Annotated in this window: 27 protein-coding genes; 17 read left to right on the forward strand and 10 right to left on the reverse strand. The window is 69.0% G+C overall.

The window, feature by feature from the left end; genetic code table 11:
• Window positions 1-268 precede the first annotated feature (268 nt).
• Both hisD and ACK4S2_RS10505 read left to right on the forward strand, forming a co-directional pair.
• The gene (gene hisD, locus ACK4S2_RS10500) at window positions 269-1,573 is read left to right on the forward strand and encodes a histidinol dehydrogenase (RefSeq protein WP_409623817.1); all 1,305 of its coding nucleotides are present in this window, start codon (window positions 269-271) and stop codon (window positions 1,571-1,573) included.
• 96 nt (window positions 1,574-1,669) lie between these two features.
• Complete coding sequence (locus ACK4S2_RS10505; protein ID WP_409623819.1) at window positions 1,670-2,998, forward strand: aspartate aminotransferase family protein; 1,329 nt, start codon at window positions 1,670-1,672, stop codon at window positions 2,996-2,998.
• A gap of 97 nt (window positions 2,999-3,095) precedes the next feature.
• Here the strand turns inward: ACK4S2_RS10505 and ACK4S2_RS10510 are convergent, their stop codons facing one another.
• From ACK4S2_RS10510 to ACK4S2_RS10530, 5 genes are all read right to left on the reverse strand, one after another.
• On the reverse strand, window positions 3,096-3,971 hold the full coding sequence (locus ACK4S2_RS10510; protein ID WP_409623821.1) for a DMT family transporter: 876 nt from the start codon (window positions 3,969-3,971) through the stop codon (window positions 3,096-3,098).
• 58 nt (window positions 3,972-4,029) lie between these two features.
• Entirely contained in the window at window positions 4,030-4,830 is an 801-nt protein-coding gene (gene hpaH / locus ACK4S2_RS10515) for a 2-oxo-hept-4-ene-1,7-dioate hydratase (protein ID WP_409623823.1), read from the reverse strand.
• Window positions 4,827-5,681, reverse strand: a complete 855-nt coding sequence (locus ACK4S2_RS10520; RefSeq protein ID WP_409623825.1) for a fumarylacetoacetate hydrolase family protein — start codon at window positions 5,679-5,681, stop codon at window positions 4,827-4,829. Before ACK4S2_RS10520 ends, hpaH begins: the two co-directional genes overlap by 4 nt.
• A 95-nt stretch (window positions 5,682-5,776) precedes the next feature.
• Window positions 5,777-6,064 carry an HU family DNA-binding protein gene (locus tag ACK4S2_RS10525; RefSeq protein ID WP_409623827.1) on the reverse strand — a complete coding sequence of 96 codons (288 nt, stop codon included), beginning with the start codon at window positions 6,062-6,064 and terminating at the stop codon, window positions 5,777-5,779.
• Window positions 6,065-6,209: 145 nt separating this feature from the next.
• Window positions 6,210-7,676: an AMP nucleosidase gene (locus tag ACK4S2_RS10530; protein ID WP_409623829.1), complete on the reverse strand. Its 1,467-nt coding sequence runs from the start codon at window positions 7,674-7,676 to the stop codon at window positions 6,210-6,212.
• Window positions 7,677-7,858: 182 nt separating this feature from the next.
• On the opposite strand from ACK4S2_RS10530, the gene ACK4S2_RS10535 reads away from it, so the two are divergent.
• A complete protein-coding gene (locus ACK4S2_RS10535) occupies window positions 7,859-8,251 on the forward strand; it encodes a c-type cytochrome (protein ID WP_409623831.1) in 393 nt (130 codons plus the stop codon).
• Here ACK4S2_RS10535 and ACK4S2_RS10540 read toward each other — a convergent pair.
• Window positions 8,248-9,120 carry a LysR family transcriptional regulator ArgP gene (locus ACK4S2_RS10540; protein ID WP_409623832.1) on the reverse strand — a complete coding sequence of 291 codons (873 nt, stop codon included), beginning with the start codon at window positions 9,118-9,120 and terminating at the stop codon, window positions 8,248-8,250. The two genes, ACK4S2_RS10535 and ACK4S2_RS10540, sit on opposite strands and share 4 nt — an antisense overlap.
• 90 nt (window positions 9,121-9,210) lie before the next feature.
• Here ACK4S2_RS10540 and ACK4S2_RS10545 point away from each other — a divergent pair, with 90 nt between their 5' ends.
• The 4 genes from ACK4S2_RS10545 to ACK4S2_RS10560 are packed head-to-tail and all read left to right on the forward strand — an operon-like array spanning window position 9,211 to window position 11,564.
• Window positions 9,211-9,825, forward strand: a complete 615-nt coding sequence (locus ACK4S2_RS10545) for a LysE/ArgO family amino acid transporter (RefSeq protein WP_409623834.1) — start codon at window positions 9,211-9,213, stop codon at window positions 9,823-9,825.
• A gap of 31 nt (window positions 9,826-9,856) precedes the next feature.
• Window positions 9,857-10,195 (forward strand): DUF952 domain-containing protein, encoded by a 339-nt coding sequence (locus tag ACK4S2_RS10550; protein WP_409623836.1) that lies wholly within the window; start codon window positions 9,857-9,859, stop codon window positions 10,193-10,195.
• Complete coding sequence (locus ACK4S2_RS10555; protein WP_409623838.1) at window positions 10,192-11,253, forward strand: quinone-dependent dihydroorotate dehydrogenase; 1,062 nt, start codon at window positions 10,192-10,194, stop codon at window positions 11,251-11,253. The genes ACK4S2_RS10550 and ACK4S2_RS10555 overlap by 4 nt, the downstream gene beginning before the upstream one ends.
• Entirely contained in the window at window positions 11,250-11,564 is a 315-nt protein-coding gene (locus ACK4S2_RS10560) for an ArsC/Spx/MgsR family protein (protein ID WP_409623840.1), read from the forward strand. The genes ACK4S2_RS10555 and ACK4S2_RS10560 overlap by 4 nt, the downstream gene beginning before the upstream one ends.
• Window positions 11,565-11,573: 9 nt before the next feature.
• Here the strand turns inward: ACK4S2_RS10560 and ACK4S2_RS10565 are convergent, their stop codons facing one another.
• Both ACK4S2_RS10565 and ychF read right to left on the reverse strand, forming a co-directional pair.
• Window positions 11,574-12,368, reverse strand: coding sequence for a class II glutamine amidotransferase (locus tag ACK4S2_RS10565; RefSeq protein WP_409623842.1), 795 nt, complete (start codon window positions 12,366-12,368; stop codon window positions 11,574-11,576).
• Window positions 12,369-12,492: 124 nt separating this feature from the next.
• On the reverse strand, window positions 12,493-13,590 hold the full coding sequence (gene ychF / locus ACK4S2_RS10570) for a redox-regulated ATPase YchF (protein WP_409623844.1): 1,098 nt from the start codon (window positions 13,588-13,590) through the stop codon (window positions 12,493-12,495).
• Between the two features lie 212 nt (window positions 13,591-13,802).
• Between ychF and trpA the strand changes: the two genes are divergently transcribed.
• Both trpA and ACK4S2_RS10580 read left to right on the forward strand, forming a co-directional pair.
• The gene (gene trpA, locus ACK4S2_RS10575) at window positions 13,803-14,594 is read left to right on the forward strand and encodes a tryptophan synthase subunit alpha (protein ID WP_409623846.1); all 792 of its coding nucleotides are present in this window, start codon (window positions 13,803-13,805) and stop codon (window positions 14,592-14,594) included.
• Between the two features lie 82 nt (window positions 14,595-14,676).
• Window positions 14,677-14,829: a hypothetical protein gene (locus tag ACK4S2_RS10580; RefSeq protein WP_409623848.1), complete on the forward strand. Its 153-nt coding sequence runs from the start codon at window positions 14,677-14,679 to the stop codon at window positions 14,827-14,829.
• Window positions 14,830-14,841: 12 nt separating this feature from the next.
• Here the strand turns inward: ACK4S2_RS10580 and ACK4S2_RS10585 are convergent, their stop codons facing one another.
• A complete protein-coding gene (locus tag ACK4S2_RS10585) occupies window positions 14,842-15,555 on the reverse strand; it encodes a GntR family transcriptional regulator (protein WP_409623850.1) in 714 nt (237 codons plus the stop codon).
• Window positions 15,556-15,664: 109 nt separating this feature from the next.
• On the opposite strand from ACK4S2_RS10585, the gene uxaC reads away from it, so the two are divergent.
• The 8 genes from uxaC (at window position 15,665) to ACK4S2_RS10625 (ending at window position 23,281) form a co-directional block, all read left to right on the forward strand.
• Complete coding sequence (gene uxaC, locus ACK4S2_RS10590; protein ID WP_409623852.1) at window positions 15,665-17,071, forward strand: glucuronate isomerase; 1,407 nt, start codon at window positions 15,665-15,667, stop codon at window positions 17,069-17,071.
• 32 nt (window positions 17,072-17,103) lie between these two features.
• On the forward strand, window positions 17,104-18,081 hold the full coding sequence (locus ACK4S2_RS10595) for a TRAP transporter substrate-binding protein (protein WP_409623881.1): 978 nt from the start codon (window positions 17,104-17,106) through the stop codon (window positions 18,079-18,081).
• A 106-nt stretch (window positions 18,082-18,187) separates the two neighbouring features.
• Window positions 18,188-18,712, forward strand: coding sequence for a TRAP transporter small permease (locus ACK4S2_RS10600; RefSeq protein ID WP_409623854.1), 525 nt, complete (start codon window positions 18,188-18,190; stop codon window positions 18,710-18,712).
• A 1-nt stretch (window position 18,713) separates the two neighbouring features.
• On the forward strand, window positions 18,714-19,994 hold the full coding sequence (locus ACK4S2_RS10605; protein ID WP_409623856.1) for a TRAP transporter large permease: 1,281 nt from the start codon (window positions 18,714-18,716) through the stop codon (window positions 19,992-19,994).
• Window positions 19,991-20,299: a cupin domain-containing protein gene (locus tag ACK4S2_RS10610; RefSeq protein WP_409623858.1), complete on the forward strand. Its 309-nt coding sequence runs from the start codon at window positions 19,991-19,993 to the stop codon at window positions 20,297-20,299. Before ACK4S2_RS10605 ends, ACK4S2_RS10610 begins: the two co-directional genes overlap by 4 nt.
• Before the next feature lie 12 nt (window positions 20,300-20,311).
• On the forward strand, window positions 20,312-21,136 hold the full coding sequence (kduI, locus tag ACK4S2_RS10615) for a 5-dehydro-4-deoxy-D-glucuronate isomerase (RefSeq protein WP_409623860.1): 825 nt from the start codon (window positions 20,312-20,314) through the stop codon (window positions 21,134-21,136).
• Window positions 21,133-21,858, forward strand: coding sequence for a 2-dehydro-3-deoxy-D-gluconate 5-dehydrogenase KduD (gene kduD / locus ACK4S2_RS10620; protein WP_409623862.1), 726 nt, complete (start codon window positions 21,133-21,135; stop codon window positions 21,856-21,858). The genes kduI and kduD overlap by 4 nt, the downstream gene beginning before the upstream one ends.
• Before the next feature lie 13 nt (window positions 21,859-21,871).
• Entirely contained in the window at window positions 21,872-23,281 is a 1,410-nt protein-coding gene (locus ACK4S2_RS10625) for a mannitol dehydrogenase family protein (RefSeq protein ID WP_409623864.1), read from the forward strand.
• A gap of 99 nt (window positions 23,282-23,380) precedes the next feature.
• Here ACK4S2_RS10625 and ACK4S2_RS10630 read toward each other — a convergent pair whose 3' ends face one another.
• A complete protein-coding gene (locus ACK4S2_RS10630) occupies window positions 23,381-24,379 on the reverse strand; it encodes an NAD-dependent epimerase/dehydratase family protein (protein ID WP_409623866.1) in 999 nt (332 codons plus the stop codon).
• Between the last annotated feature and the right edge of the window lie 134 nt (window positions 24,380-24,513).

Consider the following 24,513-nt stretch of genomic DNA (forward strand, 5'->3'; position numbering starts at 1 on the left):
ACTGGGCCGCATTCTGGCGGCACCGGCCCTGTCGCGCGACCTGGCCGAAATGGTGCAGCGCCTGCACGGATGACCTTTCGGGGGGAGGCGCGGACCGCGAGGGGGTTGCGCAAGGGGGCGGGCGCCGCCCCCATGCGCGGGGGGTGGGGGGGGGGGGGGCCCCCCCCCCCCCCGGGGCCCGCGCCCCCCCCCCCCCCCCCCCGAACCCCGGTTGCCCCTTGCACCTCGCGGCCCCAGCCGTTACCCCGCGTCGAACCCGGAGCCCCCCATGCCGCAGCATCTTGCCACCACCGACCCCGATTTCGCCGCCCGCCTCGACGCGCTCTTGTCGATGAAGCGCGAAGATTCCCCCGATGTCGACGCCGCCGTGGCTGCGATCATCGCCGATGTCCGCACCCGCGGCGACGCCGCGGTGATCGAGCTGACCGCACGCTTCGACCGGCTCGACCTGACCCCCGAAACCCTGTCCTTCGGCGCCGACGAAATCGACGCCGCCTGCGCCTCGGTCGCCCCGGCCGACCGTGCTGCGCTGGAGCTGGCCGCCGCGCGGATCCGCGCCTACCACGCGCGCCAGCTGCCCGAGGATGCCCGCTGGACCGATGAAACCGGGGCAGGCCTCGGCTGGCGCTGGGGGCCGGTTTCGGCCGCCGGCCTGTATGTTCCGGGGGGCCTGGCCAGTTACCCGTCCTCGGTGCTGATGAACGCCATTCCGGCCAAGGTGGCGGGGGTGGAACGGCTGGTCATCGCCTGCCCCACGCCGGGCGGCGTGGTCAACCCGCTGGTTCTGCTGGCCGCGCGGCTCGCGGGGGTGGATACCATCTACCGCATCGGCGGGGCACAGGCGATTGCCGCCATGGCCTATGGCACCGCCAGCATCGCCCCGGTGGACAAGATCACCGGCCCGGGCAACGCCTATGTTGCCGCAGCCAAGCGGCGGGTGTTCGGCAAGGTCGGCATCGACATGATCGCCGGGCCCTCGGAAATCCTTGTCATCGCCGATGGCGACAACGACCCCGACTGGATCGCGCTCGACCTGCTGAGCCAGGCCGAGCATGACGAAAGCGCACAGTCCATCCTGATCACCCCCGACGCCGCCTTTGGTGCGGCAGTGGCGGCGGCGGTGGAACGGCGGCTGGAAACCCTGCCACGCGCGGCCATTGCCGGGGCCAGCTGGCGCGACTATGGCGCCGTGATCGTGACCCGCGACCTTGCCGAAGCGGCGGCGCTTTCCAACCGCATCGCGCCCGAACATCTGGAGCTGTGCGTTGCCGACCCCGAGGACCTGGCGGCCCGCATCACCCATGCCGGCGCCATCTTCCTCGGCGCCTGGACGCCCGAGGCGATCGGCGACTATGTCGGCGGTCCGAACCATGTGCTGCCCACCGCGCGGTCGGCGCGGTTTTCCAGCGGGTTGTCGGTGCTGGATTTCCTGAAACGCACGACGCTCGCGCGCATGACGCCCGAGGCGCTGGCCGCCATCGGGCCGGCGGCGGAACGGCTGGCGATCTCGGAATCGCTGTCGGCGCACGGGCTTTCGGTGCGCGCGCGGCTCGACAGGTTGAACCGGCGCTGAGCTTGAGATGCCCGTGACCCTCTGCTAGGCTCTTGCCTGACCAACTGGTCAGACAACGGGCCGAGCGGGGGCGCCCCCCGGCCGCAGGAGGGAATCATGGCGCTCGACCGCAAGCAGACCCCGAACGATCTCAACGCGTTCTGGATGCCGTTCACGGCGAACCGGCAGTTCAAGAAAGCCCCGCGCATGTTCGTGGCGGCCAAGGACATGCATTACACCACCAGCGACGGCCGGCAGGTGCTGGACGGCACCGCGGGCCTGTGGTGCTGCAACGCTGGCCACTGCCGCCCGAAGATCGTCGAGGCGATCCAGAAGCAGGCGGCCGAGCTGGACTATGCCCCCGCCTTCCAGATGGGCCACCCGATTGCCTTCGAACTGGCGAACCGGGTCATCGACATCGCGCCCAAGGGCATGGAACACGTCTTTTACACCAACTCGGGATCCGAGTCGGTGGAAACCGCGCTGAAGCTGGCCATCGCCTATCATCGCGCGCGCGGCGAAGGCACCCGGACCCGGCTGATCGGACGCGAACGCGGGTATCACGGCGTCAACTTCGGCGGCATCTCGGTCGGCGGCATCGTGAACAACCGCAAGTTCTTCGGCACGCTGCTGGCGGGGGTGGACCATCTGCCCCATACTCACCTGCCGCAGCTGAACGCCTTTACCAAGGGCCAGCCCGAACACGGCGCGCACCTGGCCGACGACCTGGAGCGCATCGTTGCCCTGCACGGAGCCGAGACCATTGCCGCGGTGATCGTCGAACCGATGGCGGGGTCCACCGGCGTGCTGATGCCACCGAAGGGGTATCTGGAAAAGCTGCGCGCGATCACCAAAAAGCACGGCATCCTCCTGATCTTCGACGAGGTCATCACCGGCTTCGGCCGGCTTGGCAGCGCCTTTGCCGCACAGCACTTCGACGTGCTGCCCGACATGATGACCACCGCCAAGGGCCTGACCAACGGCGTGATCCCGATGGGGGCGGTGCTGACCACCGCCGAGGTGCACGATGCCTTCATGCAGGGCCCCGAGCACATGATCGAGCTGTTCCACGGCTATACCTATTCGGGCAACCCGATCGCCAGCGCCGCCGGCATCGCCACGCTGGAGACCTACAAGGAAGAAGGGCTGTTCGAGCGAGCGGCCGAACTGGCCCCCTATTGGCAGGATGCCCTCCACAGCCTGAAGGGCCTGCCGCATGTGATCGACATCCGCAACATGGGCCTGATCGGCGCCGTGGAACTGGAGCCGATTGCCGGCGAGCCGACCAAGCGGGCCTTTACCGCCTTCCTCAATGCCTACGAGAAAGGCATCCTGATCCGCACCACGGGCGACATCATTGCCATGAGCCCGCCGCTGATCATCTCGAAAGCGCAGATCGACGAGTTGATCGGCAAGCTGGGCGATGTGCTGAAGGGCCTGAACTGAGCGGAGAAGCGGGGGGCTGCCGCCCCCCGCACCCCCTGCCCAAAGGGGGGCACGCCCCCCTTTGGAAACCCCGTGGATATTTTCGGACAGAAAATGATCAGCGCGGGGCGGCAGCGCGCGAAAGTTGCACCGCGAGGATGCCGGCTGCGATGATGGCTACGCCGACCAGGTCGGCCGGCCCCAGACGTTCGCCCAGCAGCACGGCCGCGATGGCGACCCCGAAGAAGGGGTTGAGAAAGTGGAAGGCTGCCCCCTTGACCGCGCCGATGCGCGCAACCAGCGCGAACCAGACCCAGGTGGCCAGCAGGCCCGGCACCAGCGTGGTATAGAGGAACGCGCCGATCAGGCGGGGCGACCAGTTCACCGCCCAGGTTTCGAAGGCCAACGCCAGCACGCCCAGCACCGCAGCGCCCACCAGCATCTGCAGGCCCACCACCATCAGCAGGTTGCCTTGCGCCCCCGAGGCGCCACGCACCGACAGGGTGGCCACCGTCAGCGCCACCGCCCCGGCCACGCAAAGCGCGATCCCGGTCGGGTCGACCCCGCCGCTCAACCGCGCGCCCATGATGAGCAGCACACCGCCGAAGCCGGCCGCAAGGCCGGCAATGGCCAGCGGGCGCAGCCGGTCGCGGAACACCAGCCACCCGGCTGCCGCCACCATCAGCGGCATGGAGGAGGCGATGATTGCGGCCACCGACGCTTCGACCCGCTGCATGGCGATGAAGTTGAGCCCGAGGTAGGCCGCGTTCTGCATCACGCCGAAGATCGCCGTGGCGCGCCATTGCGCCGGGCTGAGCCGCCAGCTTTGCCCCAGCGCCAGCGCGAGCCCCACACCGATGCCCCCCGACAGCAAAAAGCGCAGCGCCAGTGCCGTGAGGGGCGGGGCATCGAGCACGATCATCCGTGCCGAGGTGAAGGCCGAAGACCACATCAGCGCAAAGGCCAGCCCCATCAGGATCGCGCGGATGTCCATGCTGTTCCCCCTGTTCGCCCGGCCTGCCTAGCGCAAGGGCGCGGCAAGGGCCAGAGGCTCAGGCAAAGCGGATCGAAACCGCGCCGAAGCGGCCGAAATCGGCCTCGATGCGGGTGCCGGGCGGGCATTCGACCGGGCGGATGAAGCTGCCCGACAGCACGATGTCGCCTGCCGCCAGCCCCTGGCCATACTGCGCCAGCCGGCGCACCAGCCAGACGATGCCGGTGGCCGGATCGTCCAGCACCCCGGCGCCGAGGCCGGTTTCCTCGACCACGCCATTGCGCTTCACGATGGCCCCGCACCAGCGCAGGTCGTGCGAGCGCGGAGCGTGGCGCTGCGGGCCGAGAACGATGCCGGCGTTGGCCGCATTGTCGGCCACGGTGTCGAAGATGCGCCGGGGCTGGCCGCTGGCCGGGTCGGCGCGCAGGATCCGGGTGTCGAGGATTTCCAGCGCCGGGGCGACGGCTTCGGTGGCGGCCAGCACGGCATCGCGGGTCACGTCGGCGCCTGTCAGAGCGGCGGCCATGATGAAGGCGATCTCGGCCTCGACCCGCGGCTGGATGAAGCGGCCTGCGGGCACGGTGGCCCCATCGGCAAACAGCATGTCGTCCAGCAGAACGCCCGAATCCGGCGTGTCGATCGCCAGCGCCTGTTGCATCGCCCGGCTGGTCAACCCGATCTTCCAGCCGATTGGCCGGGCGCCGGCGGCGCGTTTCTGCGCCACCACCTGCGCCTGGATGGCATAGGCTTCGTCGAGCGTGATGGCAGGATGCGCCACGGACAAAAGCCCGATCTGCCGCCCCATGCGTTCCGCCTGCACCAGCGCGGCGGCGGCCGCGGCGATCTGATCTTCGGTCATTCGTCGGCCACCCCGTTCACCAGTGCCCCGATGCCGGCCGCCCGCACCTCGACCACATCGCCGGGCTTCAGCCAGACGGGCGGGGTGGCCCGCGCGCCGGCCCCGGTGGGGGTGCCGGTCACGATGATGTCGCCGGGCACCAGCGTGGTGAAGGTCGAGATATAGGCGATCTGCTCGGCCACCGGAAACAGCATCCGCCCCGTGCGGTCGGACTGGCGCAGCGCGCCGTTCACACGGGTTTCCAGCGCGATATCCTCGATCTGCGCGGGGTCGGCGAAGGGCACCAGCCATGGGCCCATCGCCCCGGAGCGGTCCCAGTTCTTGCCTTGGGTGACGTTGAACTTGGCATGGCGCACCCAGTCGCGGATGGTGCCTTCGTTGCACAGCGTCAGCGCGGCGATGTGGCCCAGCGCCTCGGCCCGCGGAATGCGCCGCCCGCCCTTGCCGATGACCACGGCGATTTCGCCTTCGTAATCCAGTTGCGGGCTTTCCGGGGGCCGGATCAGCGGTTGCCCATGCCCTGTGAACGACCGCGCGAACCGCGGAAACAGCGACATGAAGGGCGGGGCATCCTGCCCGTCCTTGTATTCGGCGTTGCGGTCGGGAAAGTTCACCCCGACGCAGATGATCTTTTCGGGGTCGGGCACCGGAATGTCCCACCGGAAACTGCCGTCCGGGTGCGAGGCCTCCTTGCCCTGCGCGGTCTCCAGCACCTGCGCGATACCGCCGGCCGCGATCACGTCGCGCAGGCTGCGCCACTGCGGGAACCGGCCCGACAGCGCCACAACCCCCCCGGGCGCGGTCACGCCCCAGTGCTGGCGGCCATCGGCGGTGAAGGTGACCAGATTCATGCGCACCCCTTCCCGGAACCAGTTGACACGTTAAGTATCGGCAGGGGCAAAGTCAACCGCCCGGCCCCTGTCCCGAGGCCGGGCGGCGCAAGGCATCAGGCGTTGACGCTGTCTTTCAGCGCCTTGGCGACTGCGATCTTGACCTGCTTGTCGGCGGGTTTGGTCACCATCTCGCCGGTGGCAGGGTTGCGCACCTGGCGTTCGGGGCGGGCCTTGCAGGCGATCTTGCCGATGCCCGGCAGGGTCACCACGCCGCCGGCGGCGACTTCGCGGGCGATCACTTCGGCGATGGCATCCAGCGCCGCGCCGGCGGTCTTGCGGTCGCCGCCCATGGCATCGGCGACGGCGGCCACCAGCTGGGTCTTGGTCATCGGTTTCGACATGACATCTTCCTATCTTTTCTTTGTCCCGGTTCGCCGGGGTCGGTTGCTGCCCCTAGACGGGCCACCGCCGCGCTACACAAGGTTTTGCGCCGCGTTTCAAGGGCGAAAGGTACCAAATGCCGCCCTTGCGCGGTTTTTCGCGGCGTCAGAGAAATGCCGTCTCGTGGAACGATCTGAGCTTGCGGCTGTGAATGCGACCTAGCGGCATGTCGCGCAGGCGTTCCATTGCGCGCATGCCGATTTCCAGGTGCCGCCCCACCTGCGTGCGGTAGAACTCGGTCGCCATGCCGGGCAACTTCAGCTCGCCATGCAAGGGCTTGTCCGACACGCACAGCAGCGTGCCATAAGGCACCCGGAACCGGAACCCGTTGGCGGCGATGGTGGCGCTTTCCATGTCCAGCGCGATGGCGCGGCTCTGGCTCAGGCGCGCCACCGGGCCGGACTGGTCGCGCAGTTCCCAGTTGCGGTTGTCGATGGTGGCCACGGTGCCGGTGCGCATGATGCGCTTGAGCTCGTAGCCTTTCAGCTGCGTCACTTCGGCCACCGCTTCTTCCAGCGCGATCTGGATTTCGGCCAGGGCGGGAATCGGCACCCAGACGGGCAGGTCGGCATCCAGCACGTGATCTTCGCGCAGATAGGCATGGGCCAGCACGAAATCGCCCAGCGACTGGCTGTTGCGCAAGCCCGCGCAGTGCCCGACCATCAACCAGGCATGCGGGCGCAACACCGCGATATGGTCGGTGGCAGTCTTGGCGTTCGACGGGCCCACCCCGATGTTGACCAGCGTGATGCCCTGCCCGTCGGCACGCTTGAGGTGATAGGCCGGCATCTGCGGCATCTTGGCCAGGCCCGGCAATTCGCCGTCGGGGGTGGTGATGATCTGGTTTCCGGGGCCGACAAAGGCGGTATAGCCGCTGGCCGGGTCGGTCAGTGCCGCACGGGCGCGGGCCTCGAACTCGTCCACGTAGAACTGGTAGTTGGTGAACAGCACGTGGTTCTGGAAATGCGCGGGGTCGGTCGCGGTATAGTGGCTCAACCGGGCCAGCGAATAATCCACCCGCTGCGCGGTAAAGGGTGCCAGCGGCAGCGAGCCGTCGGGGTTGGTCAGCCGGTCGCCGTTGACGATGTCGTCGTTGGTGGTGGACAGGTCCGGCACGTCGAACACGTCGCGCAAGGTGAAATCCAGCACGCCATCCTGCGGCACCGTCACCTCGCCGCCGCCCGCCACCGCAAAGTGCAGCGGAATCGGCGTTTCCGAAGGGCCGACATGCACCGCAACGCCGTGGTTGCGGATCAGCAGGTCCAGTTGCTGCACCAGGTAGTTGCGAAACAGGTCCGGCCGCGTCACCGTGGTGGCATAGGTGCCGGGTGCGGACACATGGCCAAAGGACAGGCGGCTGTCGGTCCGGTCGAAGCTGTCCACCGTCAGCCGCACCTCGGGGTAAAAGGCGCGCACCCGGCCTTGCGGGCGCCCCTGCCGCTGGCAGGCGGCGAATTGCGCCAGCAGGAATCCGGTCGCCTCGGCATGCAGCGCCTCAAGCCGCGCCACGGCGGCGCGCGCATCGGTAAAGCTTTCGGGCGGGGTGGCAGGCGGGGTCAGCACATCGGTCACGGCACAGGTCTTTCCATCAGATGATCGCGCAGGATGCACCCGGTGCGCCGCGCGGACAAGCCCTCGCCTGCCACGGCCCGATGACACCACGGTAACGCAATGGCAACCGGACTGATGCAGATCATGGTGCCGGTGCAGGAATGCCGGCAACGCTTCAACCCGAACCTGCAAGGAGACGTCCCATGCTGCGATGGATGCTCGGATTGGCCCTGGCTTTGCCGCACCCCCTGGCGGCGCAGGATGCCGCGCGCGGGGCCGAGCTTTACAGCCGGCACTGTGCCGTCTGCCACGGGATCGAGGCGACCGGGCGCGGGCCGATGGCCGCCGTGCTGACCCTGGCCCCGACCGACCTGACGGCCCTGAGCGCGGGGAACGGCGGCCGGTTTCCCACCGTGCGCGTCGTCACGCGGATCGACGGGCGCGACCCTCTGGCATCGCACGGCTCGCCGATGCCGCTGTTCGGCCAGTTGTACGAACGGCAGGATACCATGATCCAGGCGCCCGACGGCATGCCGATTCTGACCAGCCGCGAAATCGCCGACCTGATCGCCCACCTCGAATCGCTGCAACGCTAAGCCAGGGCCGAAGCCGCCGCCGCGCGCATCGCCCGCGTCACCGGCGCCAGCACCGGGGCTGCCAGCCGCGCGAATTGCCAGAACAGCGGCACCTCCAGCACCCGCCCCGGCACCAGGTCCACCAGCCGCCCTGCGGCCAGATGCCCCGCGACCAGCGGCGCCGGGTTCATGCCCCAGCCCAGCCCCGCCAGCGCCGCATCGACAAACCCGTGGCTCGACGCGATTCGATGCGTGGGCAACACCAGCGGCGCCCCGCAGACCTGCCGCACCCAGTCGGCCTGCAGCGCGTCCTTGTCGGAAAACGTCAGCGCCGGGGCGCGCGCCAGGGTCTGTGGCGAAATGCCCTCGGCCAGCCAGCGCGCCACGAAGGCCGGCGATGCGGTGGCATGATAGCGCAACGTGCCCAGCGGCAGCGTATCGCACCCTTGCAGCGGGCCGGGGTGCGAGGTGACGGCCGCCGCCACCTCGCCGCGCTTCAACCACTCCTGGCTGTAGGCCTGATCGTCGATCACCAGGTCGAACAGCACATCGGGCACCGCCGCCAGCGCCGGAACGACCCAGGTGGCCAGCGAATCGGCGTTCACGGCCAGCCGCAAGGTGACGGGCCCGGCGCGGTCGATGCGCAGATCCTCGGCCACCGCGGCCTCCAGCGCGGCGATTTCGTCGTGGTGGCGGATCAGGCGCATCCCGGCCGGCGTGGCGCTGCAAGGGCTGCCGCGGCGGATCAGCCGGCAGCCCACCCGATCCTCCAGCGCCTTCAGCCGCTGCGATACCGCCGAAGGCGTAACCCCCAGCACCGCCGCTGCCGCCTCCAGGCTGCCGCGGCGGTGAATGGCGGCCAGCGCTTGCAGGTGAGCAGGCTCCAGCATTAGCGAAACTGATCCAGGCGGAAATCCTTTAACTTGGCTAAATCTCTTGCACCGGCTAGTCAAGCCGCGGATCGGGCAAGGATGCGAAGCATGTTTCAGGCGGCTTTGGCAGGCTACGGCACGGCCTTGGGGCTGATCGCGGCCATCGGGGCGCAGAATGCCTTTGTGCTGCGCCAGGGGCTGCGCCGGGCGCATGTTGCGGCGGTGGTCGCCGTCTGCGCCCTGTCGGATGCGCTGCTGATCGCGGCCGGGGTCACGGGCTTTGGCCACCTGATCCAGGCGGCGCCGTGGCTCGGGCCGGTGATGCTGTGGGCCGGGGCGGCGTTCCTTGCCGTCTATGGCGCCTTGCGCCTGCGCGCGGCGTGGCGCGGCGGCGCCTCGCTGATGCCGGCGCCCGGCGACAGCCCGCCGCTGGGGCGCACCATCGCGCTGTGCCTGCTGTTCACCTGGGCCAATCCGCATGTCTATCTGGATACGGTCGTGCTGCTGGGGGCGGTTTCGGCGCAATATGCGCCGCATCAGCTGGCCTTCGGGTTGGCGGCGATGCTGGCCTCGCTGTCGTTCTTTTCTGCCCTGGGCTTCGGGGCCCGGTTGCTGGCGCCGCTGTTTGCCCGGCCGCGGGCCTGGGTGGTGCTGGAAGCCGGCATCGGCCTGACGATGTGGGCCATCGCCGCCTCGCTGCTGCTGCGCGGCTTGCCCGGTTGACCGCCGCGGCTTTCCGGGGCAGGAAAGCGGCATGCCGATTTACAAGATCCTCCGCCGCCCCGAATGGGATGCGTTCAAGGCCGCCGGAATAACCGCGGGGGCGCCCGTCGATCTGGCCGACGGCTATATCCACTTTTCCACCGCCGCGCAGGTGGCCGAAACGGCCGCCAAACATTTTGCGACCGAAAGCGACCTCGTGCTGCTGGCGGTGGACGCAGACCGCCTGGGATCGGCGCTGAGATGGGAACCCTCGCGCGGGGGGCAGCTGTTTCCGCATCTCTACCGGCCCTTGCGGCTGGAGGATGTGCTGTGGGACAAGTCGCTGCCGCTGGGCGCTTCGGGCCACATCTTTCCCGAAGGTGTGTGGTGAACGCGGTCGAACGGCTGGGCCTTGCCGCCCTGCACCGGATCGACCCCGAAACCGCGCACGGCCTGTCGCTGCAGGCGCTGCGGCTGGGTCTGGTGCCCTTGCCGGGTCTCGTCACCTCGGCCCGGCTGGAAAGCACGCTGGCGGGGCTGCGCCTGCCCAACCCGGTGGGGCTGGCCGCAGGCTATGACAAGAACGCGGTCGCGCTGGCGCCGCTGGTGCGCGCCGGCTTCGGCTTTGTCGAGGTGGGGGCGGCAACCCCGCGCCCGCAACCGGGCAACCCGCGCCCGCGCCTGTTCCGCCTGACCGAAGACCGCGCCGTCATCAACCGCTTCGGCTTCAACAACGAAGGCGCGGCCGCGGTGGCGGCCCGGCTGGCAGCCCGCCGGCGCGGGCCGGTGCCCGTGGGCCTGAACCTTGGCGCCAACAAGGACAGCGCCGACCGCGCCGGCGATTTCGCCGCCGTGCTGGCCGCCTGCGGGCCGCACGCGGATTTCGCCACCGTCAATGTCTCGTCCCCCAACACCGAAAAGCTGCGCGACCTGCAAGGGCCCGCCGCCCTTGCCGCGCTCTTGTCCCGGGTGATGGAGGCGCGCGCCGCCCTGCCCTGCCCGATCCCGGTGTTCCTGAAGATCGCGCCCGATCTGGTGCCCGACGAGATTGCGGCGATTGCGGAGGTGGCGCAGGCGGCCGGGATCGACGCGATCATCGCCACCAACACCACGCTGGCCCGCGAAGGTCTGAAAAGTGCAAGCCGCAGCGAAGCCGGCGGGCTTTCGGGCGAACCATTGTTCGAAAAGTCCACGCGGGTTCTGGCCTTGCTGTCGCAGGCGACCGGCGGGCGCCTGCCGCTGATCGGGGTGGGCGGCGTGGGGTCGGTGGAACAGGCGCTGGAAAAGCTGCGGGCCGGCGCCTCGGCGGTGCAACTTTATTCCGCGCTGGTCTATCGGGGCCTGTCGCTGGCGGCCGACATCGCCCATGGCATCGACCGGCACCTGTCGGCGGCGGGTCTGGCCGGTGTGGCGGCGCTGACCGGCACGGGGCGCGGGGCCTGGCTGTGATCCTGTGGCACAACCCGCGCTGCGGCACCTCGCGCAAGGCGCTGGCGCTGCTGCGCGCACGCGGGCTGGACCCGCAACTGCGGCTTTACCTGGCCGACCCGCCGACCCTGGCCGAGTTGCAGGCGCTGAACCTGCCGCCCCGGACCCTGATGCGCTGGAAAGACGCCCCCGACCTGCCGCGCGACATGGCCGATGCGGCGATCCTGCAGCATCTGGCCGAGAACCCGGCACGGATCGAACGCCCGATCCTGATCTGCCGCGGGCGTGCCGTGCTGGGCCGCCCGGCCGAAGCCGTGCTCGGCCTGCTGTAGCCGCCCCGCTCAGGCCGCCTGCGCCATCGCGCCGGGGGCAAAGGGCCGCACCGTCACGCCATCGCCATCGAAGATGCAGAAGCTGCCCGGCGGCACCGGCTCCCACCCGCCTTCGCCTTGTTCCAGCGGTTCCGAAACCACCGCCCGCCCCCCGCGCGACACCGACCAGCGGTGATACAGCGTCGGCGCCGCATCGTCCGAGGCATAGCGCACCGCGTAAAGCCGCCGCCCGTCGGAAAACGCGGCCGTCATGCGCAGATGCGGCGCGCAGCCCTTTTCGCGGCTCAGCGCCTCGAACCGGGCCACCGCGCGGGCCATGCCGCCGCAGGGGTCGGCATCCAGCCCTTCGGCCAGCGCCACCAGAAACAGCGCCTCGCTGTCGGTGGCGCCCTTGCGGTGCGGGTAAAGGTGATCGGGGATCATCATGTCGGCCTGCCGGCGGAACCCTTCGTAACCGCCGACCTGCCCGTTGTGCATGAAGGACCAGCGCCCCACCGTGAACGGGTGGCAGTTGTTGCGGCTGGTTGCCGTGCCGGTCGAAGCGCGCACATGCGCCAGAAACAGGCCCGAGCGCACCTGCGCCACCAGGCTTTTCAGGTTGGGGTCCGACCAGGCCGGCATCACGTCGCGGTAAAGCCCGGGCTCGGGCCGGTCGCCATACCAGGCGATGCCGAAGCCGTCGGCATTGATCGCCGTCTTGCATTCGCTGGCGCAGTGGCTTTGCCGGATCAGCGAATGCCCGGGGCTGGAAACGATGTCTTCCAGAAAGATCGGCGTGCCAAGATAAGCCGCCCAGCGACACATGCCACCCTCCAACCGCCTTGCGCGTGGCGAAACAGACCCTTGGCCGCAACCCTAGCAGCGCCGGGTCGCGGTTGCACCAGCCTGCGGCAGAACTGTCACCCGAACGTTACCGCGGCGCCACAGATCAGCCCGAGAACAGGAAGTGCAGCACATCGCCGTCCTGCACCTCGTAGGTCTTGCCCTCGACGCGAAACTTGCCGGCCTCCTTGGCGCCGGCTTCGCCCTTGCCGGCGACATAGTCGGCATAGGCGATGGTCTCGGCGCGGATGAAGCCCTTTTCGAAATCGCCGTGAATCACCCCGGCGGCCTGCGGCGCCAGCATGCCGGCCTGAATGGTCCAGGCGCGCGCCTCCTTGGGGCCCACGGTGAAATAGGTGCGCAGGCCCAGCAGCGCGTATCCCGCGCGGATCAGCCGGTCGAGCCCGGGCTCCTCCAGCCCCATCTCGGCCAGGAACATCGCCGCCTCCTCGGCGGGCAGCTGCGCCAGCTCTTCCTCGATCTTCGCCGAAATCACCACGGTCGCCGCCCCCTGCCGCGCGGCCATCTCTGCCACCCGCGCCGACTGGCGGTTGCCGGTGGCGGCGCTGGCTTCCTCGACGTTGCAGACGTAAAGCACCGGCTTGGCGGTCAGCAGTTGCAGCAGGCGCCAGGCGCGCTGGTCGTCCTCGGCCACCTTGACGGTGCGGGCGGGCTGGCCGTTTTCCAGCGCCTTTTGCGCCATGGCCAGCAGCCGGTCCTGATCGGCGGCGTCCTTGTCGTTGCCCTTGAGCTTGCGCGCGAGATTCGCCCGCCGCCGCTCGACGGAATCGAGGTCGGCCAGCATCAGCTCGGTCTCGATGGTCTCGGCATCGGCGACGGGGTCGATGCGGCCTTCGACATGGGTGATGTCCCCGTCCTCGAAGCAGCGCAGCACATGGGCGATGGCATCGCATTCGCGGATATTGGCCAGGAACTGGTTGCCCAGGCCTTCGCCCTTGCTGGCGCCGCGCACGAGGCCCGCGATATCGACAAAGGTCATCCGGGTCGGGATGATCTGCTTCGATCCGGCAATGGCGGCCAGCGTTTCCAGCCGCGCATCGGGCACGGCGACTTCGCCCACGTTCGGCTCGATGGTGCAGAACGGAAAGTTCGCCGCCTGCGCCGCCGCGGTGCGGGTCAGCGCGTTGAACAGGGTGGACTTGCCCACGTTCGGCAACCCGACGATGCCCATCTTGAAACCCATGCCGCCCTCCGGTGCCTGCGATGCGCCGCTTCTAGGCGCAAGGCCGGGCCGGATCAAGCGCCGCCGGGGAGTCGGGCGCGCAGCGGCCCAAGGCCACCGGGCGCCCGCTGCGGCAGGAAATGCCCCGCCCATGCGCCGCCACCGGGCCATGCGACACGCTTGCCTTTTGGCGCCGCCTGCCGCATCAGGTTGCGCCAAAGGGAGAAGCCGCCATGACCCGTATCGACGCCACGTTCGCCCGCCTGCGCGCCGAAGGCCGCAAGGCCTTCGTCTCCTACATCATGGGCGGCGATCCCGATGCGGAAACCTCGCTGGCGGTGATGCGCGGCCTGCCGGCCGCCGGGGTGGACATCATCGAACTGGGCATGCCCTTTACCGACCCGATGGCCGATGGCCCGACGATCCAGCTGGCCGGGCAGCGCGCGCTCGAAGCCGGCATGACGCTGGACAAGGTGCTGGCGATGGTGCGCGCCTTTCGCGCCGAAGATCAGACCACGCCCATCGTGCTCATGGGCTATTACAACCCGATCTATTCCCGCGGCGTGCCCCGTTTTCTGGCCGAGGCGCGCGAGGCCGGCATCGACGGCCTGATCGTGGTGGACCTGCCGCCCGAGGAAGACGCCGAACTGTGCCTGCCGGCCCAGGCCGCCGGGCTGAACTTCATTCGCCTCGCCACCCCCACCACCGACGCGCGGCGCCTGCCCAAGGTGCTGCAGAACACCAGCGGCTTTGTCTATTACGTGTCCGTTACCGGCATCACCGGCACCGCTGCGGCGCAGGCGGCCGAGGTCGGGCCCGAAGTGGCGCGCATCAAGGCATCGACCGACCTGCCGGTCATCGTGGGCTTCGGCATCACCACGCCCGAATCCGCCAGGGCGATCGCCAGCGTGGCCGATGGCTGTGTCGTGGGGTCGGCCATCGTCAAGCTGATCGGCGAGGGCCGCCCGGTGGCCGAGGTGCTGGCCAGCGTGCAGGCGCTGGCCGCCGGTGCCCATGCGGCCTGAGCGGTTCGCCGCCGGTGCGCAATTGCCGACTGGCCGAAACCCGAGTCTCCGACCTATCATGGCCCTCGGGGGCTGATTCGCAATGTCGACCTTGATCGTCGTTCTTGGCGCGGCCACGGGTAGCCTGCTGGGGGCTACTGCCTATGGGCTGGGCGCCGGTCTTGTGCAATCGGGTGCGCTGTGGCTGGGCTGCGGCGCTGCCGGCTTTTGCGCCGCCTCTTTCCCGCGGCGCTAGGCATTTTCGGGGTCAATCGCCGGGGCTGTCGGGCAGCGGGTCGAAATAACCGGCGTTTTCCGCGCGGATGCGCTGGATCTGGCTGCGGATGCGGCTCAGGTGGCTGCGCATTTCCAGCATGGCCCGGTCGGGTTCGCGGGCGCGGATCGCCGCCATGACCCGCAGATGGTCCTCGAACGCCGCCTGCGACGCGAACGACAGCGACAGCATCCGCACCCGGTCCATATGGGCCTTGTTTTCGCGGATGATGTCCCAGGCAAAGCCGTTGCCGCCGCGCTCGCAGATTTCGCGGTGAAAACGGTCGTCCAGTTCGTGAAACAGCGCGCGGTCCTGCGCGGCCACCGCTGCACGCTGCGCCTCCAGAATCGCTTCCAGCGCCGCCATGTCGGCCTCGGTCGCGCGCTCGGTGAACACCCGCACGGTTTCCGCCTCGATCGCCGAGCGGATGAACCGCGCCTGCATCACTGCTTCTTCGGAAATGTTCGACACCGTGGTCGCGCGCTGCGGCCGGATCGTCAGGAACCCCAGCTTCGACAGCCGCCAGAACGCATCGCGCACCGGCTGGCGCGACACGCCCAGCGCCTTGGCCACATCCACCTCGGACAGCCGGGTGCCCGGCGGCAGGTCCAGTGCCAGGATCTGGCGGTGCAGTTCGGCGAACACGGCATCGGCCACCGAGGGGCGGCCCGGCGGCTCGATCACGCGCAAGGCGGCAGTCTGTGTCATCGGCGCTCTCGTTGACTCAAGGTGCATACTAGCATATTAGTATATCCGACCCGCAAAAAGCGAGTCCTTTCCCGGGGCCGACCCGGGGCCAGCGCAAAGGAAAGACCTCGTGGGCCTGCTTCATCCTGACCGGCTGTTCCCGACCGAACCGGGCCTGCGCAGCCTCGCGCGCGAGCTTCATGCCGGTGTGGCGGGCCTGCCCATCCTCAGCCCGCACGGTCACACCGACCCGCGCTGGTATGCCGAGGACGCGGCCTTTCCCGACCCGGCGCAACTGTTCGTGACACCCGATCACTACGTGTTTCGCATGCTGTGTTCGCAAGGGGTGGCACTGACCGACCTGGGCGTGCCGCGCGCCGATGGCGGCCCGACCGAAACCGACGGGCGCAAGATCTGGCGCCTGTTCGCGCAGCACTACCACCTGTTCCGCGGCACGCCTTCGCGCCTGTGGCTGGATCATGCGTTCTCCACTGTCTTCGGGCTGGAACAACGCCTGTCGCCCGCCAATGCCGACCGCCACTACGACCATATCGCCGAATGCCTGTCACGCCCCGAGTTCCGCCCGCGCGCGCTTTACGACCGTTTCGGCATCGCGGCGATTTCCACCACCGATGGCGCGCTGGACGATCTGCGCTGGCACGCGATGATCCGCGATTCGGGCTGGCACGGCCGCGTGATCCCGGCCTATCGCCCCGATGCGGTGGTGGACCCCGAGTTTCCCGGCTTTGCCGCCAACGTGGCCGCCTTGGGCGACCTGACCGGCTGCGACACCGGCACCTGGGCGGGCTATCTGCAGGCGCACCGCGCGCGGCGGGCGTTCTTCAAGTCCTTCGGATGCACCTCCTCGGACCACGGCCACCCCACCGCGCGGACGGAAAACCTGCCCGAGCCCGAGGCCGCCGCCCTGTTCGCCAAGGCCCTGCGCGGGGCCTGCACCCCCGACGAGGCCGATGCCTTCCGCGGCCAGATGCTGACCGAAATGGCGAAGATGAGCCTGGATGACGGGCTGGTGCTGCAAATCCACCCCGGCAGCCACCGCAACCATTCGGCCGCGGTGCTGGCCATGTTCGGCCGCGACAAGGGCTTCGACATTCCGACCCGCACCGATTACGTGCGCGCGCTCAAGCCGCTGCTGGATGCGGTGGGCATGCGCCCCGACCTGACCGTCATCGTCTTTACCCTCGACGAAAGCAGCTATGCGCGCGAGCTTGCGCCTCTGGCCGGGGTCTATCCGGCGCTGAAGCTGGGGCCGGCCTGGTGGTTCCACGACAGCCCCGAAGGCATGCGCCGCTTCCGCGAGCTGACGACCGAAACCGCCGGCTTCTACAACACCGTCGGCTTCAACGACGACACCCGCGCCTATCTTTCGATTCCCGCCCGGCACGACGTCGCCCGGCGGGTGGATTGCGCCTGGCTGGCCACCCTGGTGGGCAGCGGGCGGCTGGACATGGACGAAGCCCACGACCTGGCGCAGGATCTGGCCTTTGGCCTGGCCAAACGCGCCTACCGACTGTGAACGATCAACCAACGGGAGGAAGACCGATGACGATGATGAAAACCCTCACCGCGGCCCTGCTGGCCTCGGTCGCCTTCGCCGGGGCGGCGATGGCGGAATGCGAAGTGACCTTCAAGTCTTCGGACACCCATCCCGACGGCTACCCCACGGTCGAGGCGGTCAAGCGCATGGGCGAGATGCTCAAGGAACGCTCGGGCGGGCGGATGTGCATCGAGGTCTATCACTCTGCCCAGCTCGGCCAGGAAAAGGACACCATCGAACAGACCAAGTTCGGCGTGATCGACTTCAACCGCGTGTCGATGGGGCCGTTCAACAACCTGATCGAGGAAACCAAGGTCGTCTCGCTGCCCTTCATCTTCCGCGATGTGGCGCACATGCACCGCGTGATGGACGGCCCGATCGGCGATGAGATCCTCGCCGGGTTCGAGCCGCACGGCTTCGTCGGCCTTGCCTATTACGACGGCGGCAGCCGCAGCTTCTACAACCGGCAGAAGCCGATCACGTCGATCGACGACCTCAAGGGCATGAAGATCCGCGTCATGCAGTCGGACGTGTTCGTCGACATGATGACGGCCCTGGGCGCCAACGCCACGCCGATGCCTTACGGCGAGGTCTATTCGGCCATCCAGACCGGGGTGATCGACGGGGCGGAAAACAACTGGCCGTCCTTCGAATCCTCGGGCCATTTCGAGGTGGCGGGCTATTACACGCTGAACCAGCACCTGATCGTGCCCGAAGTGCTGGTGATGTCGAAAGTCAGCTGGGACAAGCTGAGCCCCGAGGATCAGGCGCTGGTGCGCCAGGCCGCCAAGGACAGCATCCCGGTGAACCGCGAGCTGTGGGCCGCGCGCGAAAAGGTGTCGGAGGAAAAGGTCCGCGCCGCCGGCGTTCAGATCATCGACCAGATCGACAAGACCCCGTTCATCGAGGCGATGGTGCCGGTCTATCAGAAACACGCCAACACGCCGAAACTGCAGTCGCTGGTGGAGCGAATCCAGGCGACCGAGTGACAGGCTGAACCGGCGGGACCGGGGGTTTCACACCCCCGGACCCCCGTGGGATATTTTCGGACAGAAAATGAGGCGACCGCAGGCGGGCGCCTGGGGGAGGCGCGTCATGCAGGCGCTGATGCTGCGGGTTGCCGCGGTGATGGACAGGGTTGCGGCGGCGGCGCTGTGGCTGGCGGGGGCGGGGCTGGTGCTGATGACCGCCTTCGTCGCGGCGCAGGTGGTCTGGCGCTATGTGCTGAACTCGTCGCTGATGTGGAGCGAGCCGGGGGCGGTGATCCTGATGGGATGGTTCATCTTTCTGGGTGCCGCGGTGGGCATCCGCGAAGGATATCACCTGTCGTTCGACGTGCTGCTGATGGTGTTGCCGCAGCCTGCGCGGCTGGTGCTGCATTCGGTTTCGGATGCGGTGGTGGTGGCCTTCGGCGGCGGCATGGTCTGGTATGGCTGGCAACTGGCCGAAGGCGCGGCCGGAACGAAGCTGCCCAGTCTGGGGATTTCGGGCGCCTTCGACTTTCTGCCCCTGGTGATCGGCGGGGTGCTGATGGTGCTGTTCTCGCTGGAGCGTCTGGCGCGGCGCGCGGCAGGGTTGCCGACCGCGCGCTTCGGCGAACAGCCCGAGGAAGGGGTCTGAGATGGAACTCTGGGTGCTGTTCGGCAGCTTCGGGCTGCTGCTGGCCATCGGAACGCCGGTTGCCTTCTGCCTCGGTGTGGCCAGCTTTGCCACCGTCGCCTACATGGGGCTGCCGCCGGTGGTGGTGTTCCAGCGGCTGAACTCGGGCGTGTCGGTGTTTGCGCTGATGGCCATTCCCTTCTTCATCTTTGCCGGCGAACTGATGGTGCGCGGCGACATCGCGCGCCGGCTGATTGCGGTGGCGGGGGCGGCCATCGGGCACATGCGCGGCGGGCTGGGGCAGGTGAACATCGCGTCCTCGGTGCTGTTCGGCGGCATCTCGGGCTCGGCGGCGGCCGATGCCTCGGCCATCGGGGGGCTGACCATCCCGGAAATGAAGCGGCGCGGCTATGGCGTGGATTACGGGGTCAACATCACCGTGGTCTCCTCGATCATCGCGCTCCTGATCCCGCCGTCGCACAACATGATCATCTACTCGATCTCGGCCGGGGGGCGGCTGTCGATTGCCGACCTGTTCACCGCCGGCATCCTGCCGGGGCTGCTGCTGGCGGTGTCGCTGATGGTGGCCGCCTGGTTCGTGGCCAAAAGGCGCAACTACCCGACCGAGGCCTTCCCCGGCTTTGCCATGCTGGGGCGACTGCTTATCAACGCCATCCCGGGCTTGCTGCTCATTCTCATCATCTTCGGCGGGGTGCGGTCGGGCGTGTTCACCGCCAGCGAATCGAGCTGCATCGCGGCGGTCTATGCCTTGCTGGTCACCGTGGCGGTCTATCGCACGATGAGCTGTGAGCAATTCGCCCTGGCGGTCGCCGCGGCGGTGCGCACCACGGCGATGGTGCTCTTGGTGATCGGCTGCGCGGCCTCGTTCGGCTGGCTGCTGGCGTTTCTCAAGGTGCCCACCGCGATGGTCGCCGCCATGCAGGGCCTGACCGACAACCCCATCCTGATCCTGCTGCTCATCAACCTGATCCTGCTGATCCTCGGCACCTTCATGGACATGTCGCCGCTGATCGTCATCACCACGCCGATCTTCCTGCCGGTCGCGGCGGCCTTCGGGGTGGACCCGGTGCATTTCGGGGTCATCCTGATCCTGAACCTCGGCATCGGGCTTTGCACGCCGCCGGTGGGGGCGGTGCTGTTCGTGGGCTGCGCGGTGGGGCGGATCTCGGTGTGGGATGCGATGCGCACGATCTGGCCGTTCTACGGCGCCGCCTTTGCCACGCTGATGCTGGTGACCTATGTGCCCGCGCTGTCGCTGTGGCTGCCGGGGGTGTTCCGGTGAGCTGGCCCGTGGTTGCCACCGGCCCGCACAGCACCCGCCAGGTGCTGGCCGACAGCCCCGCGCTGATGACCGTGGCCTTCCGGTTCACCGCCGCGGGTGCCGAAGGGGCCTTGCACCACCACCCGCATGTGCAATCGACCTATGTCGTGTCGGGGCGGTTCCGCTTTACCGTCGCCGATCGCAGCTTCGAGGTCGGGCCCGGCGATGCCTTCGTGGTGCCTTCGGGCGCGGTGCACGGTTGCGTCTGCCTGGAACCCGGCCTGCTGATCGACGGGTTCACCCCCCGCCGCGACGATTTTCTATGAAAGGACCGCCCGATGCTGACTGTTGAAACCCGCCCCGCCGTCTCGCCGGCCGAGGCGAAGGGCATGGACACCGCCGCCCTGCGCGCGGCCTTTCTGGCCCAGGGCCTGTTCCGCGACGGCGAAATCCGGCTGGTCTACACCCATTACGACCGGATGATCGTCGGGGCCGCCGTGCCCGGCGCCGCCCCGCTGGTGCTGGACCATGTGCGCGAGGCCGGGACCGCCAGCCTGCTCGACCGGCGCGAAATGGGCGTGGTCAACGTCGGCGGCCCCGGCACGGTCACGGCGGCCGGCGCGGAATGGCCGCTCGACAAGGGCGATGTGCTCTATCTGCCGATGGGGTCGGGGCCGGTCACCTTTGCCGGCCAGGGGCGGTTCTACCTCACCTCCTGCCCGGCACATCGCGCGCACCCGGCCCGGCTGGTGAAACTGGCCGATGCGAAAAAGCTCACGCTGGGCGCCCCCGAAACCGCCAACCACCGCACGATCAACCAGTTCATCCACCCCGAGGTGATGCCCTCGTGCCAGCTGGTGCTGGGCTACACGCAGTTTCACGGCGGTTCGGTCTGGAACACCATGCCCGCCCACCTGCACGACCGCCGGATGGAGGCCTATCTGTATTTCGACCTGCCCGCGCCGCAGCGCGTGCTGCACCTGATGGGCGAACCGCAGGAAACCCGCCACCTTGTCATCGCCAACGAGGAGGTGGCCATCTCGCCGCCCTGGTCGATCCATTGCGGCGCGGGCACCGCCAGCTACAGCTTCGTCTGGGCGATGGCCGGCGACAACGTGGATTACCGCGACGTGGACGCCGTGCCGATGGAGAGCCTGCGATGAGCCCGTTTTCGCTGGCCGGGCAGACCGCCCTTGTCACCGGCGCCAATACCGGCATCGGCCAGGCCATCGCCGTTGGCATGGCGCAGGCCGGGGCGCATGTCATCGCCGCCGGCCGGTCGGATTGCACCGAAACCGCCGCCTTGACAGGGGGAGAGGCGCTGCGGCTCGACTTCGCCGACCCGATGGCGGCGCGCGATGTGTTCGCGGCACGGCGCATCGACATCCTGGTCAACAACGCCGGCATCATCCGCCGCGCCGACGCGGTGGATTTCTCCGAGGCCGACTGGGACGCGGTGATGGATGTCAACCTCAAGGCGGTGTTCTTCACCTGCCAGGCCTTCGCGCGTGCAGCACTGGCACGCGGCACCGGCGGGCGCATCGTCAACATCGCCTCGCTCCTGTCGTTCCAGGGCGGGATCCGGGTGCCGAGCTATACCGCCGCCAAGCACGGGGTCGCCGGGCTGACCAAGCTGATGGCCAACGAATGGGCGGCCCGCGGCATCAACGTCAACGCCATCGCCCCGGGCTATATCGAGACGAACAACACCGAGGCCCTGCGCGCCGACCCCGACCGCAGCCGCAGCATCCTGGAACGCATCCCCGCCGGGCGCTGGGGCCGGCCCGAGGATATCGCCGGCACGGCGGTGTTTCTTGCCTCGCCGGCGGCGGCCTACATCCACGGCGCGGTGCTGAACGTCGATGGCGGCTGGCTGGCCCGCTGAAAAGGAACGCCCCATGACCCTGCCCCGGCTTGCCCGCACCGCCGCCCCGCTGCCGGTCGGCATCGTCCACCTTGGCCTCGGCGCTTTCTTTCGCGCGCATGGGGCGGTTTATGTCGAACAGGCGGTCGCGGCCTCGGGCGGCGACTGGGGCATCCTCGGGGTGTCGCTGCAATCGCCCGACATGCGCGGCCGGCTGATGCCGCAGGGCGGCACCTACCTGGCGGTGGAACAGGGCCCCGGCGGCGAAGCGGCCCGCCATGTCCAGATCGTGCAAGGCGTGCTGGTCGCGCGCGAAGACCCGCAAGCCGTGCTCGATGCGTTGGCCGCGCCCGGCACCCGCATCGTGTCGCTGACCGTCACCGAAAAGGGCTATTGCCACGAACCCAGCACCGGGCGGCTGATCCCCGACCACCCCGACATCCTGCACGATCTTTCCGCGCCCCTGCCCTGCTCGGCGCCGGGCTTTCTGGTGCGCGCGCTGGCGTTGCGGCAGGCCGCGGGGCTTGCGCCCTTCACGGTGCTCTGCTGCGACAACCTGCCCGACAACGGCCGCATCGTGCGCGGCGTGGTGCTCGACCTCGCGCGGCGCCTCGACCCCGGCCTTGCCGCCTGGATCGAGGACCAGGGCCGCTTTCCCGCGACGATGGTCGACCGCATCGTGCCCGCCACCCGCCCCGAAGATATCGCCCGCGTGGCCGCGCTCGCCGGCCGGCACGACGCGGCGCCCGTGCTGCACGAACCCTTCCGGCAATGGGTGATCGAGGACGATTTCGTCGGCGGCGCCCGCCCCGACCTCGCCGCGGCCGGCGCGCAGCTGGTGCAGAACGTGGCCCCGTTCGAACACATGAAGCTGCGCATGCTGAACGGCACCCATTCCGCACTGGCCTATCTCGGCTATCTCGCCGGGCATCAGACCATCGCCGACACCGTCGCAGACCCGGCCTTTGCCGCCTATGTCCGCCGGCTCTGGTCGCAGGAAATCATCCCCGCACTGTCCGCCCCGCCCGGCGTGGACCTGCCCGCCTATGCAAGCCGGCTGTTCGACCGCTACGCCAACCCCGCCATCCGCCACCGCACCTGGCAGATCGCGATGGACGGCAGCCAGAAACTGCCCCAGCGCATCCTCGGCACGCTGGCCGCCAACCTCGACGCCGGGCGCCCCAGCCCCGGGCTGATGCTGGCCGTGGCGGCCTGGATGCGCTACGTCTCGGGCACCGACCTGCAAGGCAACCCCATCGACGTGCGCGACCCGCTGGCCGCCCCCTTGCGCGCCGCCGCCACCAGCGCCGATCCGGTCGGCGCCGTGCTGGGCCTGGGCCAGGTCTTCCCGGCCTCGCTCGCCCCCCGGCTCGACCCGCACCTGCGCCGCGCCTTCGACCGGCTGCACCGTCTTGGCCCGCGCAAGGCCGTGGCCGCAGCCTGACCGTGCGCCTTTCACCTTGCCGAAATATCCTGCGGGGGTGCGGGGGTGCAAAACCCCCGCGGCCGACGGTCCCCGCCGGCGGGGCGGCGGCAAGCGGGGTCACACCCCGTGATAGTCGCGATACCACTCCACAAAGCGCGCCACCCCTTCGCGGAACGGGGTCTGCGGGCGATACCCGGTCAGCGCCTGCAACAGCCCGGCATCCGCCCAGGTGGCAGGCACGTCGCCCGCCTGCATCGGCATCAGGTTGCGGATGGCCTTGCGCCCGCAGCAATCCTCGATCGCGTCCACGAAGTCGGTCAGGCGCACCTTGTCGGAATTGCCGATGTTGACCACCCGGAACGGCGCCACCGGCGACAGGCTGTCGCCCGCCACGGCCGGCCCTTGCCCCGGCACCGCATCCATCAGCAACCGGATGCCGCGCACCAGATCGTCGACATAGGTGAAATCCCGCCACATGTCGCCGTGGTTGTAGACGTCGATCGGTTCGCCCGACAGGATCGCGCGGGTGAACTTGAACAGCGCCATGTCGGGCCGGCCCCAGGGCCCGTAGACGGTGAAGAAGCGGAACATCGTCACCGGCAGGTCGTGGATATGCGCCCAGGCGTGGCCCATCGCCTCGTTCGCCTTCTTGGTCGCGGCATAGAAGGACATCGGCGTGTCGGCCTTGTGGCCTTCGGCATAGGGCATCTCGGTGTTGGCGCCGTAGACCGAACTGGTCGAGGCCATCATCAGGTGGCGCACCTTGTGGCGGCGCGCGGCCTCCATCACGTGAAAGCTGCCGATGATGTTGGCATCCAGATAGGCGCGGGGGTTGTCGATGGAGTAGCGCACCCCCGCCTGCGCGGCGAGATGGACGATCACATCGGGGCCGAAGCCATCGACCACGGCGTCGAGGCGGGGCTGATCCTCCAGCATCCCCTCGGCCGCGGCAAAGCGCGGGTTTTCCGACAGGATCGCGTGGCGCCGCCGTTTCAGGCCGACGTCGTAATAGTCGGTCATCCCGTCATAGCCCTGCACCGCCGCGCCTTCGGCCAGCAGCAGGCGGCTGAGATGAAAGCCGATGAACCCGGCACTGCCGGTCACGAGCACGCGCATGAGGCGACACCCCTTATCAAACCCTGACGCCCCCTGCCTTGGCCGCAGACTGTGGCGCCGCCGGGGCGCTGCGGCGGAAAAGCCGGGCCATTGCCGCGGATTTTAGCCATTCGCGGCGCGACCGACAGCCCCCG

Source organism: Gemmobacter sp. (assembly GCF_046292685.1).
GTDB lineage: Bacteria > Pseudomonadota > Alphaproteobacteria > Rhodobacterales > Rhodobacteraceae > Wagnerdoeblera.